Origin of the sequence: Lelliottia nimipressuralis, from assembly GCF_004402045.1 — a bacterium.
GTDB classification, from domain to species: domain Bacteria; phylum Pseudomonadota; class Gammaproteobacteria; order Enterobacterales; family Enterobacteriaceae; genus Enterobacter; species Enterobacter chinensis.
Window position 1 is genome coordinate 124,185 of sequence record NZ_SOMG01000015.1, and the last position, 17,273, is coordinate 141,457.

Sequence of the window (17,273 nt, forward strand, 5' to 3'; positions counted from 1 at the left end):
TGAGCGGGTCCCACCACATATTTTCAGAAGCGGTAAGTTTCGCATATGTGTTTAAGGCTGACTATCCCCAGATTAATGCCCCACCGCCACGCTCGCCGACAGGCCCGCCACCAGTTCAACCCCCTTAGGTAACGTGTCGATATGAATGCGCACCGGCACGCGCTGCGCCAGCCGCACCCAGCTGAAGGTGGGCTCGACGTCGGGCAGACCCAGCCCGCCCGTCTCATCGTTGCTGTCCCCGATCCCGTGCCCGATGCTCTCCACATGCCCGGCAATCTCAGGCTCGAAGCCCATCAGCGAGACCCGCGCGCGATCCCCAACGCGAATATGGTGCAACTTGGTCTCCTCAAAGTACCCCACCACCCAGAAGCTTTGGGCATCAACGATGGCGACCTTTGTCTCCCCCGCTGTCGCATAGTCTCCGGGGCGAAGCCGCAGATGCGTGACGTACCCCGAGACCGGCGAGCGAACGGTGGCGTGCGCCAGATTAAGCTCTGCCAGATCCAGCGCGGCCAGCGCACCGTGATAGTTGGCCGCCGCGACGTTCGCCGCGCTGCCGGTTTGCTGCAGATCTTCGCTGGAGATGGCGTTTTTAATCAGCGTGCGTCGGTGGGCCGCATCCTGGCGCATCAGCATCTCATGGCGTTTTGACTCCACGTCAGCCTGCGCGCTGGCCACCGCCAGCCTGAGCCAGCGCGGATCGATGGTGTAGAGCACATCGCCCCGGTTCACCCACTGATTATCCCGCACGGCCACGCTGATGACCGGCCCGGAGACGTCCGGCGCAATCTGCACCACGTCCGCCCGCACGCGGCCGTCGCGGGTCCACGGCGTTTGGGCATAGTGTTTCCACATTATAAACGCCAGTAGCGCTGCGGCGGCGGCTGAACCGAGCGTCAGCGCATAGCGAGCCAGTAAAGAGAGTAGTGATTTCATGACAATAACCCCAACGCGGTCAGGCCCTGCATCAGCAGGAAAAAGGTGACAATCCAGGTTGAAACATCCAGCAGCGGGCGATACGGCAAGCGCCGGTAAACCCTGCTGAGAGAGAAAAGCGCCACGAGGCCCAGCGTGCAGACCAGCGCCGCGAGGGCGACCGTCAGCAGTCCGGGGATAAATACCCCCCCAATATTGAAATCATTCACCACGTTCTGGCCCCTCTAATGCACAGTGCAGATCCACCAGCCTGCCGACAAACTCGCGCGAGCGTTCATCTGCCGCAGGCAGGTGGTGTTCGATGATGTCGGCGATGCGTTCGCGTAAGGGGCTGCGGTCTGCGGTATTGATCTGATGAAAAAGCCCGTCCATTTCGCCGCCAGGCGGTATATCACCGCGGCGTAAATGCATAACCGAAAGCCCCAGACGCAGCGAGTGCAGCAGCCGATCGAGCGCCAGCTCTGGCGCATGTTCACTGCGCTGCAGGCGCGGCAGCAACAGGGCGGTGCGGTCCATCATCAGGTTGATCCAGTGCGTTTCATCAACCCGCAGCGTACCTTTCACGCTGCGGCGAATGTCGCGCTGGCACAGGCTCAGCAGACGCGCGATGGCGGCATCCGCCTGCACGGTTTGCAGCAGGCTCATAGTGACGACGGCAAAGCCGGTGGCGGCAAAGAGCGCAATGGCGGTGTTGGCGGCGATGGCGAAGTCTCCGCTGTAGCGCGCGCCCAGCTCGCACAGAATGGGCAGCGTCAGGGTGATCCCCATCGCCATAAACGTGGTGGGCGGGCGCGCCTGAAGCGACCCGGCCAGCAGATACGCCGGGGCAAGCACCGCCACCAGCACCGGGAAATCGCTCACCTGCGGCAGCAGCGCAAAGCTGTAGAACAGGCTAATCACCACGCCCCAGAACGAGCCAATGATGTACTTCACGATGTGCGGCGCCGGGGTGTCGAAGCTGCCAAACAGCGTGCAGCAGACGCCGAGTATTGAAACCGCCGTTCCGCCGTCCGGCCATGCTGAGAAGATCCAGACCAGGCAGCCGCTCAGGATAATGGCGAAAGCCCCCAGCGCCGTGCGGGCTGCGGTAAGGGGATCCCGGTGGAACACGTAGCCTTTTGCCGCACGGGTTTGTATCTCCCCGAAGACAGGCTTCGCATGGTGGATGGCCCCGGAAAGGCGCTCGCACTGTTGCAGAAGAGTGACGGCCTCCGAGAGATAGCGGATAAAACTGACCTGCAGCGCGTCTTCAAACGTCTGCGCCTGCGCAGCATACCGCGCGATAAGATGCGCGCTGCGGTGCCGCAACGCCTCCGCCGTGCCGCTGCGGCTGGCGTCTTCACCGGCAAGCCATGCCTGAACGTCGCCCAGCAGCGTCTGCACGTCGGCGGGCAGGGTTCCGCTCGCCGGCAGGCGATCGTGTAATTCACAGTTGATGATAACGAGCCGCGCCAGCCGGTCGTGGATGGCGTTTCTGGCCTGCCGTACCGGGGCGGACAGGGCAAAATCATAGGGAATATGGTGGCTGATGCCCTGCAGGAACTGCAGCGCCAGGGCCAGATGCAGCGGGCCGGAAGCCGCATCGGGTTTGCCCGCTAAGGTATCCGCCACCCGCCCGCGGGCGGCCCGTAGCGTCTGGGACAGCTTTGCGTTGAACTGACCTGATACCCGCGCGGGCAGCACGTAGCGGTGAATCAGCGCCGCGCAGAAAATCCCAATCGCGATCTCCTGCACGCGAACAATGGCGACGTTGAAGATGCCGCCGGGATCGGACACCGCCGGAAAACCAATCAGGCTCGCGGTATAGCCCGCCAGCACAAAAGCGTACGCTCGCGGCGTGCGCTCCAGCAGGGAGAGCCACAGGCAGAACGCGATCCAGCCCGTCAGCACCAAGCTGCACAGGATCGGCGTATTCGCGAAGGTGGGCACAATCAGAACGGTCGCGCTGGCCCCGACAACCGTACCGGCCAGACGATAGAGGCTTCGGCTGAGCGATGCCCCCACCGACGTCTGCGACACGATGTAAACCGTAATAATGGCCCACGAGGGACGTTCGAGGCCGATCGACAGCGCGATGTAATACGCGAGCATCGCCGCGGCAAAACTCTTTGCGGCGTAGATCAGCGCCCCCGCGTCGTTTCGCAGCGCGGGATGAGAGAAGATTTTATTCATGCCGGAATTATTACCGGCTTGCGGACCCGCTTAAATACTCTATTCTGTCAAAAAATACCTAAATGTTGCCAGAATCGTGAAGCCTCAACTCGCTAATACGCTGTATGACCCTGACGCCACAGCCTCTCCTGCCGTGGCGCGTCATCTGGACTTCGTGGATTACGCCGCGGAAGTGCCGGTACACACCCACCGCAAGGGGCAGCTGATTATTGCTCGCTACGGCGCGGTCAGCTGTTATGCGGAGAATGACATCTGGATCGTGCCGCCGGACTGCGCCGTCTGGATCCCGGGCGGGATCCCGCACAGCGCGAAAGCGACATGGAACGCGCACCTGAACTATCTGTTTATTGAGCCCGGCGCGGCGGCGCTGCCGGAGAAGTGTTGCACGCTGGCAATCTCGCCGTTGATTAAGGAATTAGTGGATCGTCTTACGCACGAGGACGTTAATTATCCGCCCGACGGACATGTCGCCAGGCTGACCCGGGTGACGCTGGACGAGCTCGCCAGCATGCCCCAGCAGAAGCTGAGCCTGCCGGTCTCGGCCGATCCGAAAATTCGCGCCATGGCCGACGCGCTGGTCAGCCATCCTGAGGACAGAAGCACCCTGAAGGCGTGGGCGAAACGGCTGGCCCTCAGCGAGCGCTCGTTTGCCCGCCTGATGCAGCGCGAAACCGGGCTGAGCTTCGGGCGATGGCGCCAGCAGCTGCATTTGATTATTGCCCTGCGGGAGCTGGCAAGCGGCGTGCCGGTCCAGAACGTGGCGACAACGCTCGGGTACGAATCCGTGAATGCGTTTATCACCATGTTCAGAAAAGCGATGGGCAGCACGCCCGCGCATTACTTTGCCGAACGGAAAAACAGCGGCCGTTAGCCCGGCCCCTCACTCCCCGCCGCCAGCAGCGGGACCACCACGTCGCTGATGGGTACCGCAATACCGTGTTTGCGGCCGTAGCGCTGGATCACGCCATTGCGGATATCCCACTCCATCGGGCGATCGGCCTGACGGTCGGCAAGGATCGAGGTGCCTAAATCTGCTGGCGCACGCTGGAAGTTCGCCAGAATCTCCTGGGCCACAGCATCGTCCAGCGTCGCCCCTTCGGCGCGGGCGACGGCAAGCCCCTCGCGCAGATAGGCCAGCGCAAGCTCGCTGATATCCTCGCGCCTGAACATCCCTGCGCGTCGGTTGGCCAGTACCATCAGCCCGGCCACCGCGTTTTGCAGCAGCTTGCGCCAGGCCACCGTTGAGAAGTCTGCCGAGAGCTCAACCGCGCAGCGCGTACCGCGAAGCGCCTCAACCACCCTTTCTGCCTGCGGCACGTCCGGCAGCGTCAGACGCGGTTTGGCGCGCAGCCACACGGAGGAATCCGGCTCGCGCTGCGCCGGGAACCAGACCACCGACGGCAGCACCGTCGCGCCGTTGACCCACGGCTCAAGCTGGGCTTTCTGCTCCACGCCGTTTTGCAGGGCGCAGACCACCGTGTTTTCATCACACAGCGCGCGCAGCCACCCGGCGCTGTCGGCATTTTGCGTCGTTTTTACCGCCACAAAAACCAGATCGGCGGGGCGAGTGATGACGCTCGGATCGGTTAATACCGGACCCGGCACGACTATTTCGCCCTCATCGTGGCGCAAACGCAGTTCAGGATGCGCAGTACGTCCGCACAACTGCGGCGTGCGGCCCGCGTCGTGCAGCACCGCGGCAATAGTGGTTCCAATTGCGCCAGGCCCAATCAGCGCAATCACTGGATTGTCAGACATGGTTAACTCCCCTTTTCGCTAAGCCTGCTAACAGTTATACCACCCTGAAAAGTGAGCGCCACGTCGTTGTCTATACTCAACACACAACAGACAACGGAGTGCGCCATGCCTTTACCTGATTTCAAATCCTCTGAACCTTTTACCCTCGGCATCGAACTCGAACTGCAGGTGGTTAACCCGCCGGGGTACGATCTCAGCCAGGACTCCTCCGCGCTTATCGCCGCCGTCAAAGACGACATCAAAGGCGGCGAAGTGAAGCACGACATTACCGAAAGCATGCTCGAAATCGCCACCGGCGTGTGCCAGAACATCGACCAGGCGGCAGCGCAGTTCTCCATGATGCAGCAGAGCATCCTGCGCGCGTCGGCGGAGCAGCATATCCAGATTTGCGGCGGCGGGACGCATCCGTTCCAGAAGTGGCAGCGGCAGGAGGTGTGCGACGACGAGCGCTATAACATTACGCTGGAGCGCTTTGGCTATCTGATTTTGCAGGCGACGGTGTTCGGCCAGCACGTGCACGTCGGCTGTCGAACCGGCGACGACGCCATCTACCTGCTGCACGGCCTGTCGCGCTTTGTGCCGCACTTTATCGCCCTGGCGGCAGCGTCGCCGTATATGCAGGGCACGGACACGAAGTTCTCCTCGTCGCGGCTTAATATTTTTTCAGGGTTCCCGGATAACGGCCAGATGCCGTGGGTCAACAGCTGGCAGGAGTTCGAAGGGCTGTTCCGCCGCCTGAGCGCGACCAGCATGATCGACAGCATTAAAGATCTGCACTGGGACATCCGCCCCAGCCCGCACTTTGGCACCGTGGAGGTGCGGGTGATGGATACGCCGCTGACGCTCGGCCACGCTATAAACATCGCCGGGCTGATCCAGGCGACATCCCACTGGCTGCTGACCACGCGGCCGTATAAGCATCAGGAAAAGGATTTTCTGCTCTACCGCTTTAACCGTTTCCAGGCCTGCCGCTACGGGCTGGAGGGGATCCTGACGGACGTGCATACCGGCGAGCACAAGACCGTGGCGGAGGATATCGCCTGGCTGCTGGAGCAGGTTGCACCGTCGGCCGGGAAGCTCGGCGCGACAAGCGCAATCAATGAAATTGCCCTGCTGTTAAAGCAGGGCAAGAGCGAGGCGCAGCGCATGCGGGAGTTTATCGCCGACGGCGGCTCGCTGATTTCTCTGGTTCAGAAGCACTGCGAGCTGTGGGCGACGAGTCCGTAAGGCCGTGGCCCCACTCGCGCAGGCGCTGGAACAACACAAACAGCGCGGGGATGAAGATAATCCCCACCACGGTGGCCACCAGCATGCCGCTGAACACCGTGGTCCCGATGATACGGCGGCTCTGGGCACCGGCTCCGGTCGCCAGCATCATTGGCAGAACGCCGATAATGAACGACACGGCGGTCATCATTACCGCGCGGAAGCGGCGCGATGCCCCTTCCCGCGCCGCATCGACAATCGCCATCCCCTCCATGCGCCGCGCGCGGGCAAACTCCACGATAAGGATCGCGTTTTTGGCGGCGAGGGCTATCAATAGCACCAGACCTATCTGCACGTACACGTCGTTGGCGTAACCCGCCATCCACAGCCAGACCAGCGCCCCGCCGATGGCGAACAGCACCGAGAGCATCACGCTCGCCGGGAGCGTCCAGCTCTCGTACTGGGCAACGAGGAACAGCCACGCCATCACCACCGCCGCCAGCACGATCCACATCGCCTGGTTGCCGGTCTGCTGCTCCTGATAAGACATGCCGCTCCAGGCGTAGTCGTATCCGGCGGGCAGGTTATCCTCAAGAAGTTGCCCCATCGCCGCCATCGCGGTACTGCTGCTCACCCCTTCCGCCGCCGAACCGCTCACCGATACTGACGGGAACTGGTTGTACTGCTGCAGGAACGGCGCGCCGACGGTCGGGGTGATGGTGACGAGGTTGCTCAGGCGCACGAGCTCGCCGTTATTGCTGCGGACAAACAGCTCGCTGATTTGCCCGGCGCGCTCGCGCCACTGCATCTCGTTTTGCATCACCACGTGATAGACGCGGTTGTTGACGCTGAAATCCCCGGCGCGCGTGCCGCCAAAGGCGGTTTGCAGGCTGCTGAATATACGCGATACCGGCACGTCGAGATGCGCGGCGCGCTCGCGGTCAACGGTCAGCGTCAGCTGCGGCACGTTGCTGCTCCAGGTGGTGAACACGCGGCTCAGCTGCGGGTGCTGGTTGGCCTTCGCCAGCACCTCGCGCGTGACGCGCTCCAGCTCCGCCGGGCTCTGCCCCGCCTGCGCCTGAATGCGCAGATCGAAGCCGGAGGCGTTGCCCAGACCCGGCAGCGTCGGCGGCGCGAAGGTCATGATGGTCGCTTCCGGCAGGGCCAGCAGCTGGCGCTGCAGGGTGCCCATCACCTCATCCAGCGGCGGCCGTTCGCTCCAGTCCTTCAGCATGATGGAGATAAACCCGCCGTTGGAGGCGCTGGTGCCGTTGAGAATGTTAAACCCGGAGACCTGAATCACGTCCTCCACCGCCGGGTTTTTGGCGATCAGCTCGCGCGCGGTGGTCATCACCGCTTCGGTCCGCTCCAGCGAGGCCGCTTCCGGCAGCTGCACGCTGGCGAAGAAGTAGCCCTGATCCTCCTGCGGCAGGAAACCTTTTGGCATCGACATAAAGCTGAACGCCACCACGGCCGCCGCGCCTGTGGTAGCCAGCAGCGCCAGCCACGGGCGCAGGTTTAAAACGTTCACGATGCGGGTGTAGAAGCCGCGCGTAGCGTCCAGCCCGCGATTAAAGGCGCGATAGAGTGCCGCAGGTTTCTCCGGGCGCGGACGCAGCAGCATCGCGCACAGCGCGGGCGTCAGGGTCAGTGCCACCAGGCTTGAAAGCGTTACGGCGGTGGAGAGCGTCACCGCAAACTGGCGATAAAGCTCGCCGACAATCCCCGGCAGCAGCGCCACCGGCACAAACACCGCCAGCAGCACCAGCGTCGTCGCAATCACCGGCCCGGCAATCTGGCGCAGCGCCAGCGCGGTCGCCGCCGTGCGGCTCTGCCCTTCCGCCATCAGCGTTTCGACGCTCTCCACCACCACGATGGCGTCATCCACCACCATGGTCAGCGCCAGAATAATGGCGAACAGGCTGAGGGTGTTGGCGGAGTAACCGAGCGTGTAGAGCACCGCAAAGGTGCCCACCAGCGACACCGGAATGGCGAGCACGACAATTAGCGTTGCGCGCCAGCTTTGCAGGAACAGGGAAACGACCACCACTACCGCCAGCATGGTCAGCGCCAGGGAGACGCCAATCTCTTTAATCGTGGCGGCAACAAAGGAGGTGGTGTCGAATTTTACCTCATAGACCAGGTCGTCCGGGAAGCGCGTCGAGAGTCGTTCCAGCTCCGCGCGCACCGCGTCGGCCACGCGCAGAGCGTTGGCGGACGGGGTCGGATAGATGCCGAGGTAGGCGGAATCATGCCCGTTCAGCTGCGCGCCAGAGCTGTAGCTGCGCGAGCCAAGCTCGATGGTGGCGACGTCCTTCAGGCGCACCAGCTGGCCCATCTCACCCGCGCGGATGATGATGTCGGCAAAGTCTTCAGCCTGGCTTAAGCGCCCCAGCCCGTTGATGGTCAGGGTTTGCTGCTGGCCGTTAAACACTGGCGGCGTGCCGACCTGGCCCGCCGCACCCTGCACGTTCTGCTCGCGCAGCGCCTGCGCCACGTCGTCGGTCGTCACGTTCAGAGCGTTCATACGGTCCGGACGCAGCCAGATGCGCATGCTGTAGTCGCGCGCGCCGAACATCTGCACCTGCCCGACGCCCGGCAGGCGAGACAGCGCCTCGCGCACCTGGGTGCTGGCGTAGTTGCTGACAAACAGCGGCGTGTGGGTATTGTTCGGTGAGTAAAGACTTACCCCCATCATCAGGTTGGTGGCGCGCTTGCGTACCTGCACGCCGTTTTGCTGCGCCTCGGCGGGAAGCTGCGCCACGGCCTGCGACACGCGGTTTTGCACGTCGATGGCGGCAAGGTCCGGATCGGTGCCTGCCGCAAAGGTGATGTTGAGGCTGTAGCTGCCTTCGTCCGAGCTGGTGGACTCCATGTAGAGCATGTGGTCCACGCCATTCAGCTGGGTCTCCAGCGGCGTGGCGATGGCTTCCGCCACGTCAGCCGAGCTCGCGCCCGGCCATGACGCTGACACATTCACGACCGGCGGCGTAATCTGCGGGTACTGCTCCACCGGAATAATCTTCAGCGCGATGGCCCCCAGCAGGGTGATGACCAGCGCAATGACCATCGCGAAGCGCGGGCGTTTGATGAAAAACGTCAGCATGATGGCTCCTTAATTCAGTATCTGGACGGCAGCGCCTGGCTGCACGCGCTGCGCGCCGTCAGTAATCGCTCGCTCACCGGGCTTAACGCCGGATGCAATCTGGAACTGCTGGCCAATCTGTCCGGTGACCGTCAGCGGGCGCATTTCGGCTTTGCCGTCGGCGTTAATCATCCATGCAAAGAACCCGTCGCCGTTCTGCTGGACCGCCGCGGCAGGAAGGGTTAGTACCGCCTTCTCGCTCATCGGTCGCAAATACACATTTACGTTGCCGCCGGGCAGGAGCTGATGGCGCGGGTTGGCAAACTCGGCGCGCAGCATCACGCTGGCAGTGCGCGGGTCGATGCGGTTGTCCACCGAGATCAGTTCACCGGGGATGCGCTGGCCGTTGCTGTCGATCAGCGCCTGCCAGGCACGCTTCATGGCGCTGATATCCGCATGCTGGCCGGCTTTAGCGGCAAACGCGCCCTCTTCCAGCGCAAAGGCGATGCGTATCGGATCGAGCTGCACCACCTCCACCAGCACGCCGCTTGCAGGATTAACCAGGCTGCCCGCGTGGAACTGGCTGTGCCCCACGCGTCCGTCAATCGGGGAGGTAATGCGCGTGTACGTCAGGGTGACCTGTCGGGCCTCAAGCCGGGCTTCCGCCTGCTCCAGCGCGGCGCGGGCGACGTCCCGCTGCATGCGCGCGTTGTCCACGTCGTGACGGCTGATGGCGTTGCTGTTGCCCAGGCTTTCAAAGCGCGAAAGCTGCTGCTGCGCCTGACGCAGCGTGGCTTCGGCGCTGTTGACTTCGGCCTGCGCCAGACGCAGGGCCGCGCGCGGCTCGGCGTCGTCGAGCTCAAACAGCAGGTCGCCTTTTTTCACGTACTGCCCGTCGCGGAAGTGGATTTTGGTTATCACACCTTCCGTACGCGCGCGCAGCTCAACGGTGTGAATGGCTTCGATGCGGCCCGGGATCTGGCGCTCGGCGGCGTGGGCGGTCTGCTCCACGGCGGCAACGCGAACGGGGATCGCGGCGGCAAAGGCGGGTTGCAGGGTGCTGGCGAGGAGTGCGAAAAGGAGTGGGAGTTTCATGGGAGTACCTCAGATGTGTTCCCCTCATCCCGCCCCTCTCCCGCAGGGAGAGGGAGGTCTGAGTTCCCTCTCCCTGCGGGAGAGGGTTAGGGTGAAGGCAAAAAGTTATGCAGCCTTGCGGAACCTGCGGGTCAGTCGCTTCTCGATTTCGACGACGAAGAACATCACGCCTGCCACCGCCAGGGTCACAAACCAGTAGCGCAGCGGCAGCGCTTCGGTACCGAACAGCATCTGCATAAACGGCAGGTAGATAATGGCCGCCTGCAGCAGGAACAGCACGCCCGTGACCAGCCAGATCCCTTTGTTCGCCAGCAGGCCGCGGTTCAGGGAGAACCCTTCGGTGTTGCGGCAGTTAATCATGTACACCCACTGGGCGCAGACCAGCATCTGCAGCAGCACGGTGCGGATGAACTCCGCGCTGTGGCCGCGCGGGGCCAGCCAGGCTTCCAGCGCAAAGGCGGCGATGGCAATCATGGTGCCGACGAAGGCCACGCGCCAGACGGCGTAGGCGTCCATCACGTGCTGCCCGGTCTGGCGCGGCGGACGGCGCATGATGTTGCGCTCGGCGGCTTCAAAGGCCAGGCCGAAGGAGAGCGTGGCGGAGGTCGCCATGTTCATCCACAAAATCAGCACCGGCGTCAGCGGAATGATGTTCCCCGCCAGCAGCGCAATCACAATCAGCAGGCCCTGCGCGAGGTTGGTCGGCATGATGAACAGGATGGTCTTCTTCAGGTTGTCGTAAACGCGACGCCCCTCTTTTACCGCGCTGGCGATGGTGGCGAAGTTATCGTCCGTCAGGACCATGTCCGCCGCCTCTTTGGTCACTTCCGTACCTTTGATACCCATCGCGATGCCCACGTCCGCCTGACGCAGCGCTGGCGCATCGTTCACGCCGTCGCCGGTCATGCCGACGATTTCGCCTTTGTCCTGCAGCGCTTTCACCAGGCGCAGCTTATGCTCCGGGCTGGTACGGGCGAAGATGTCATATTTCACCGCCGCCTCCGCCAGCTCGGCGTCGTCCATCTTCTCCAGCTGGTAGCCGGTCACCGCCTGCTCGCTGTTGACGATCCCCAGCATCTGGCCGATGCTCATTGCCGTCTGTGGGTGATCGCCGGTGATCATCTTCACGCGGATCCCCGCCTGCTGGCAGGCGTTAATCGCGTCAATCGCCTCCGGACGCGGCGGATCCATCATCCCGGCGATACCGAGGAAGATCAGGCCGTGGCTCAGGTCATCGTGCGTTAATGTCTGCTCGCCGTTGGCCGGCTTGAACGCCGCCGCGACCATGCGCAGCCCCTGACGCGCATAGCGCTCCATCTCGGTTTCCCAGTACGCACGGTTGAAAGCTTCCGCGCCGTGGCGGGTCTGCTGCTGCGCGCACAGGGCGAAAAGGACGTCCGGCGCGCCGGTGATGAGTATCTGCTCCTCACCGTCAATCTGATAGTGGGTGCTCATGTACTTGTACTGCGAGTCGAACGGGATCTTGTTAACCAGCGTGGTCATGACCGGCTCAAGGTTGGCCTTCGCTGCCAGCACCTTCAGTGCCCCCTCGGTTGGCCCACCGGTGATACCCCACAGACCGCGCTCGTCCTGAATCAGCTGGCTGTCGTTACACAGGTCGATGGTGCGCAGGTACTGCTCCAGCACGGTGCCCGGCTGGATCTGCACCGGCTCGTCGCTGCCCTCCAGGTAAATGTTACCCGCCGGCTCGTAGCTGTTGCCGTCCACGCGGTAGCAGGTGTCGGCGGTGATGATGGCTTTGACCGTCATTTCGTTCATGGTCAAGGTGCCGGTTTTATCCGAGCAGACCACGGTCATCGCGCCAAGGGTTTCAACCGTCGGCAGCTTGCGGATGATAGCCCGCTTGCGAGCCATCGCCTGCACGCCCAGGGAGAGGATGATGGAGATAATGGCCGGCAGCCCTTCCGGTACGGACGCCACTGCCAGGCTAATCAGGGAGAGCAGCAGCTCGCCCATCGGGATCTCGCGGAACACCAGGCTGAAGATAAACAGCGCAGCCATCATGACGAGGATAATGGCGAAGATCGCTTTGCCCAGCTTGTCCATCTGCACCAGCAGCGGCGTGCGGTGCTTTTCAATTCCCGCCATCATCTGGTTAATGTGGCCAAGCTCGGTCTCCTGCCCGGTGGCAATCACCACGCCGACGCCTCCGCCCGCGCTCACGGTGGTTCCGGAGAAGACCAGGTTCGTGCGGTCACCCAGCGGCAACTCTCCGCTCAGCGGGCCGGTGTGTTTATCCACGACGGTGGATTCACCGGTCAGAATAGCCTCTTCCACGCGTAAATTATGCGCCTCGATTAAACGCATATCTGCCGGAATACGATCCCCTGCGCGTAATACAATAATATCGCCCGGGACTATTTCAGTTGTGGGGATAGTTTCGTGACTGCCGTTGCGAATAACGCGCGCATCGCTGGAGAGCATATTGCGAATGCTCTTCAGGGATTTTTCCGCGTTACTTTCCTGAATGTGGCCAATTAAGGCATTAATCACCGCCACGCCCAAAATAACCAGCGTATCAACCCAGTGGCCCATTATTGCCGTTAATACGGCGGCGGCCAGCAGGACATAAATCAGAACATCATTAAAATGGGCTAAAAAACGCAGCCAGGCGGGTTTACCTTTTTTCTCCGGCAGCGCGTTCGGCCCCACTTTTTGCAGACGCGCCTGTGCTTCTGCACGGTCCAGGCCGCTGGCCTGGCTCTGCGTGTGAGCAAGCACCTGCTCTACGGTCTGCTGGTATGCCAACCCGCCGGAAGGCGGCATGTTTGGAGAAATCTTTTTTTCGGTCATCTTATTTTCCTTCAATATCCGGTGAACAGAAGTCTGAATTCCTTTCGGACTTAAATAAATTCATTTTAAAGTCTTGCGGGTAAAATTGATCTACCGCAATATAATGACTTCTCGGTTATTCAAAACTGTTTAAAACTATTTCGATGAGCTGATTTTTACAAAATATGTCTAAACCAACACTAAACGAGGGGAAACCATGATGGGTATTTATCGCGGACGTCGACTGGTGTTATACGTTATCGCGGCCATTGTTATTGCCACGTTAATTGGATATAGCACCTATACGTTTGTAAAATTATTTTCCTGATGCAGACGTTTATTTACATTACGCGATAATAATCTTATCGCTTTTGTCGAATTATTATTTTTCTGTTGTTTATTCGCAGAATAGCGCGTTCGTTTATTCAAAAAACGTACGCCGGGTTGATATTGCTTTACGTTCCGGGATGCCGGACAATGACATTTTTAACTGACGATTAACATTACGATGAAACACCCGTTAGAATCGCTGCTCACAGCAGGCGGCATTTTATTGCTGGCGCTGCTTTCGTGCCTGCTGCTTCCTGCACCCTCGCTTGGGCTGGTGCTGGCCCAGAAGCTGGTTCAGACCTTTCATATGGTCGACCTTAACCAGCTCTATACTATTCTGTTTTGCGTGTGGTTTTTACTGCTGGGTGCCATCGAATTCTTTGTGCTGCGTTTCGTCTGGCGTCGCTGGTTTTCACTGGCGTCGTAAGCCAATAAAAAAAGCCGGGTGGCGGCTACGCCTGACCCGGCTTGCGTTTGCGTTCAATGCGTCCGACTGTGGTTCTCTTTGCGGTACGCCCCAGGCGGCTGGTTGAACGTGCGGGTGAAGATGCGGGTAAACGTCTGCTGTGAGTCAAACCCGTAGCGCAGGCAGATCTCATACACGCGCTCGTCCGACTCACGCAGGTCTCGCGCCGCCAGCAGCAGCTTGCGTTCACGGATATAACGCCCCAGACTTTCCCCTTTGTATTGCATAAACAACCGCTGCAGGTGCCATTTTGAGTAACCCGCGTGGCGGGCAATCTCTTCAATCCGTAATGGCTGGTGCAGGTTGTCGTCGATCCATTCGACGATAGTGTCGATGACTTGAGCGGAAATGGTCATACAGCTCTCCCCCTCTGCTTCTCGCTTAAACATTATTCCCACCACGCACGAAATGTTTGAGTGGCGTCACTCACCCGGACGGGCTCGCCCAGCTCCGGCGTCAGCAGCCGATAATTTTTACCCTTGCTGGCGTTGGCCAGCTGGATCAGCGGGTCGTTCCAGGCGTGTTTCGCCAGCACGAAGCGTCCGTTATGCCCGGGCACCACGGCTTTCGCGTTCAGATCCGCCGAGGCCAGCGCCGTTTCCTCCGGCAGCATGTGGATGTACTTCCAGTCCTGGTCGTACTGCCCATTTTCCATGATGGCCAGGTCAACCTCGCCAAACTGCTCGCCGATGGCCTTAAAGTGCGGGCCGTACCCGGAATCACCGCTGTAGTAAACCTTCTGCTCTGGCGTGATGAACATAAAGCTGCCCCACAAGGTTCGATCGCGTTTGATACCGCGCCCCGAGAAGTGACGCGCCGGCAGAACATGCACCGTCAGTTCATCGCTGATGCGCACCGACTGGTTCCAGTCGCGCTCGTCGATAATCTCAGGCTTCATTCCCCAGTAGCGCAGGTGGGATCCGACGCCCAGCGGCGTCACCACGCGCTTCACCTTCGGCAGTAGCGCCCTGATGGTGGCGTAATCCAGATGATCGTAGTGATCGTGAGAGATAATCAGCAGGTCGATTTCCGGCATGCTTTCAGCGCGCCACGGGTACTCGCCGGCAAAGGCTTTATTAAGGAACGAGAACGGCGCGGCATAGTTGCCAAGAACCGGGTCAATCAGGATGCGTTTGCCCGCGAGCTGCAGGTACCACGAGGAGTGGCCGAGCCACACCAGGGTGTCCTGCTCCAGCTGCAGGCTTGCAAGATCGGTTTTCACCAGCGGCAGCGGCTGGGCCGGGCGGGCGTTTTCGGTTTTTTTGGTGAGAAAATCCCACGTCGCAACCAGCATATTTTTGTCACCGTTATAGCCCGGCGTCGGTAGCGTATTGTGGAATTTTCCCTCGCGATACTGCGGTGAGGCCTCCACTTCAGTGAGCTGCTCACCCTGCGGCGGCTGGCCAAATCCGGCATTCAGAACAAACGGCAAACTCGCAGCTGAAGCAATAATCATGATTAACACCACGCAGATGAAGAGAGGTTTTTTCATATCCTGACCCGAAAACGCGCTCCATCCGATAGTTTGCGCGGGGTAAACTTGATTATGAGTGAGTAAGCACTCATTATAGATATGATGATAAAGTCGTCAAGACGTTTTCGATCTTTGACATTCCGCGTTGCAGCGTGTCAAAGCACGTGTTTCAATCGGGGTTTTTATAATTGACAGGAGGAAAAATTTAGTGGCACGTCCGAAGAGTGAAGATAAAAAACAGGCCTTACTGGAAGCCGCAACGGTGGCATTTGCACAGTCAGGTATTGCCGCCTCAACGGCGTTAATCGCCCGTAACGCGGGCGTCGCCGAAGGGACTCTGTTTCGCTACTTTGCTACGAAAGACGATCTGCTGAATGCCCTCTACCTGCACCTGAAGCAGGATCTCTGCCAGGCAATGCTGTCCAACCTGGATCGCAGCCTCACCACGCCGAAAGAGCATACGAGAAACATCTGGAACAGCTATGTTGACTGGGGGATCAAAAACCCTCTCTCGCACGCCGCTATTCGCCAGCTTGGCGTCAGCGAGAAGATCAACGCCGAGACCGAACACGCCGTGAAAGAGATGTTCCCCGAGCTGCATGAACTCTGCCGCCGCTCGGTGCGTCAGGTGTTTATGTCAGATGAATTTAAAACGTTCGGCGATGCGCTTTTCTTATCGCTGGCCGAATCTACGATGGAATTTGCCACTCGCGACCCTTCCCGCGCCGTTGATTTTAAAGCGCTCGGTTTTGAGGTGATGTGGCGCGGGCTTGCCCAGGAAGAGAGCGATGGACAATAAGACATTGCAGGAGCACGCAAAACGCGTGGCGCTGGAGCTGCCGTTCACCGAACACTGCTGGCCGTTTGGGCCGGAGTTTGATGTCTTCAAAGTGGGCGGAAAAATTTTCATGATTATGGCGCTCGCGCACGGACGGCCGCACGTCAGCCTGAAGTCAGACCCGGAGAAATCCCTGCTCAATCAGCAGATCTATCGCGGGATAGAGCCGGGTTACCATCTGAGTAAAAAGCACTGGATTTCCCTTTACGGCACTGACGATGTAACGCCGGAACTGGTGACTGACCTCATCAATGATTCCTGGAATCTGGTGGTGGATAAACTGCCCAAAAAAGACCAGAAGTGGATCAGGCCGGTCTGATTGTTCGTCTGAGACGAACAGAGTAAACGCTCGAATTGCACTTATCTTTTTCCGCGTCCCGCTGTAATCTGCTCCCCTTTCGCGCCCGCACGCGGGCGAATTTCATCACCAGGAGTTGTTATGGATATCATTTCTGTCGCCCTGAAACGCCACTCCACCAAGGCGTTCGACCCAGCCAAAAAACTGACCGCTGAAGAAGCGGAAAAAATCAAAACCCTTCTGCAGTACAGCCCGTCCAGCACCAACTCACAGCCGTGGCACTTTATTGTCGCCAGCACCGAGGAAGGTAAAGCGCGTGTGGCGAAATCCGCCGCGGGCACCTTCGTGTTCAACGAACGCAAAATGCTGGATGCTTCTCACGTGGTGGTGTTCTGCGCGAAAACCGCGTTGGATGACGCCTGGCTGGAACGCGTCGTGGACCAGGAAGAAGCAGATGGTCGTTTCAACACGCCGGAAGCCAAAGCCGCAAACCACAAGGGCCGTACCTACTTTGCCGACTTGCACCGTGTGGATCTGAAAGATGACGACCAGTGGATGGCGAAGCAGGTTTACCTGAACGTCGGCAACTTCCTGCTGGGCGTTGGCGCAATGGGTCTGGACGCGGTACCGATTGAAGGTTTCAACGCCGCGATCCTCGACGAAGAGTTTGGCCTGAAAGAGAAAGGCTTTACCAGCCTGGTGGTGGTGCCAGTTGGGCATCACAGCGTGGAAGATTTCAACGCCACGCTGCCGAAGTCTCGCCTGCCGCTGAGCACGATTGTGACCGAGTGCTAAACAAAACGGGCCGCTCTGTGCGGCCCG

General features: G+C 60.3%; 15 protein-coding genes. 6 read left to right on the top strand and 9 right to left on the bottom strand.

Going from position 1 to position 17,273, the window contains the following annotated elements:
- Positions 1 to 72: 72 nt before the first annotated feature.
- Genes E3U32_RS09175 through E3U32_RS09185 form a run of 3 tightly spaced genes read right to left on the bottom strand, consistent with a single transcriptional unit; the run spans position 73 to position 3,108 of the window.
- The gene (locus tag E3U32_RS09175) at positions 73 to 936 is read right to left on the bottom strand and encodes an efflux RND transporter periplasmic adaptor subunit (RefSeq protein ID WP_134348529.1); all 864 of its coding nucleotides are present in this window, start codon (positions 934 to 936) and stop codon (positions 73 to 75) included.
- Positions 933 to 1,148, bottom strand: a complete 216-nt coding sequence (locus E3U32_RS09180) for a DUF1656 domain-containing protein (RefSeq protein ID WP_134348530.1) — start codon at positions 1,146 to 1,148, stop codon at positions 933 to 935. The genes E3U32_RS09175 and E3U32_RS09180 overlap by 4 nt, the downstream gene beginning before the upstream one ends.
- Positions 1,138 to 3,108, bottom strand: coding sequence for an FUSC family protein (locus tag E3U32_RS09185; RefSeq protein WP_134348531.1), 1,971 nt, complete (start codon positions 3,106 to 3,108; stop codon positions 1,138 to 1,140). Before E3U32_RS09185 ends, E3U32_RS09180 begins: the two co-directional genes overlap by 11 nt.
- A 76-nt stretch (positions 3,109 to 3,184) precedes the next feature.
- Here E3U32_RS09185 and E3U32_RS09190 point away from each other — a divergent pair, with 76 nt between their 5' ends.
- Entirely contained in the window at positions 3,185 to 3,979 is a 795-nt protein-coding gene (locus E3U32_RS09190; RefSeq protein WP_134348532.1) for an AraC family transcriptional regulator, read from the top strand.
- On the opposite strand, the gene E3U32_RS09195 is transcribed toward E3U32_RS09190, so the two are convergent.
- Positions 3,976 to 4,866, bottom strand: coding sequence for an oxidoreductase (locus E3U32_RS09195; protein ID WP_134348533.1), 891 nt, complete (start codon positions 4,864 to 4,866; stop codon positions 3,976 to 3,978). The two genes, E3U32_RS09190 and E3U32_RS09195, sit on opposite strands and share 4 nt — an antisense overlap.
- Before the next feature lie 105 nt (positions 4,867 to 4,971).
- Between E3U32_RS09195 and E3U32_RS09200 the strand changes: the two genes are divergently transcribed.
- Complete coding sequence (locus E3U32_RS09200) at positions 4,972 to 6,093, top strand: YbdK family carboxylate-amine ligase (RefSeq protein WP_134348534.1); 1,122 nt, start codon at positions 4,972 to 4,974, stop codon at positions 6,091 to 6,093.
- Here E3U32_RS09200 and E3U32_RS09205 read toward each other — a convergent pair.
- The 3 genes from E3U32_RS09205 to E3U32_RS09215 form a co-directional block, all read right to left on the bottom strand.
- Positions 6,023 to 9,178, bottom strand: coding sequence for an efflux RND transporter permease subunit (locus E3U32_RS09205; RefSeq protein WP_134348535.1), 3,156 nt, complete (start codon positions 9,176 to 9,178; stop codon positions 6,023 to 6,025). The two genes, E3U32_RS09200 and E3U32_RS09205, sit on opposite strands and share 71 nt — an antisense overlap.
- A gap of 9 nt (positions 9,179 to 9,187) precedes the next feature.
- Positions 9,188 to 10,252, bottom strand: coding sequence for an efflux RND transporter periplasmic adaptor subunit (locus E3U32_RS09210; protein ID WP_134348536.1), 1,065 nt, complete (start codon positions 10,250 to 10,252; stop codon positions 9,188 to 9,190).
- Positions 10,253 to 10,357: 105 nt separating this feature from the next.
- The gene (locus tag E3U32_RS09215; protein ID WP_134348537.1) at positions 10,358 to 13,066 is read right to left on the bottom strand and encodes a cation-transporting P-type ATPase; all 2,709 of its coding nucleotides are present in this window, start codon (positions 13,064 to 13,066) and stop codon (positions 10,358 to 10,360) included.
- Between the two features lie 487 nt (positions 13,067 to 13,553).
- On the opposite strand from E3U32_RS09215, the gene E3U32_RS09220 reads away from it, so the two are divergent.
- Positions 13,554 to 13,802: a DUF1158 domain-containing protein gene (locus E3U32_RS09220; protein WP_013097677.1), complete on the top strand. Its 249-nt coding sequence runs from the start codon at positions 13,554 to 13,556 to the stop codon at positions 13,800 to 13,802.
- A 53-nt stretch (positions 13,803 to 13,855) separates the two neighbouring features.
- Here the strand turns inward: E3U32_RS09220 and E3U32_RS09225 are convergent, their stop codons facing one another.
- Positions 13,856 to 14,197, bottom strand: a complete 342-nt coding sequence (locus E3U32_RS09225; protein ID WP_047347388.1) for a RamA family antibiotic efflux transcriptional regulator — start codon at positions 14,195 to 14,197, stop codon at positions 13,856 to 13,858.
- Between the two features lie 32 nt (positions 14,198 to 14,229).
- Complete coding sequence (locus tag E3U32_RS09230; RefSeq protein WP_134348538.1) at positions 14,230 to 15,333, bottom strand: MBL fold metallo-hydrolase; 1,104 nt, start codon at positions 15,331 to 15,333, stop codon at positions 14,230 to 14,232.
- Between the two features lie 190 nt (positions 15,334 to 15,523).
- Here E3U32_RS09230 and E3U32_RS09235 point away from each other — a divergent pair, with 190 nt between their 5' ends.
- The 3 genes from E3U32_RS09235 to nfsB all read left to right on the top strand — a co-directional run bounded on the left by E3U32_RS09235 (position 15,524) and on the right by nfsB (position 17,246).
- On the top strand, positions 15,524 to 16,114 hold the full coding sequence (locus tag E3U32_RS09235; protein WP_134348539.1) for a TetR/AcrR family transcriptional regulator: 591 nt from the start codon (positions 15,524 to 15,526) through the stop codon (positions 16,112 to 16,114).
- Entirely contained in the window at positions 16,104 to 16,472 is a 369-nt protein-coding gene (locus E3U32_RS09240; protein ID WP_134348540.1) for an MmcQ/YjbR family DNA-binding protein, read from the top strand. Before E3U32_RS09235 ends, E3U32_RS09240 begins: the two co-directional genes overlap by 11 nt.
- A 120-nt stretch (positions 16,473 to 16,592) precedes the next feature.
- Positions 16,593 to 17,246: an oxygen-insensitive NAD(P)H nitroreductase gene (gene nfsB / locus E3U32_RS09245; RefSeq protein WP_134348541.1), complete on the top strand. Its 654-nt coding sequence runs from the start codon at positions 16,593 to 16,595 to the stop codon at positions 17,244 to 17,246.
- Positions 17,247 to 17,273: the final 27 nt, after the last annotated feature.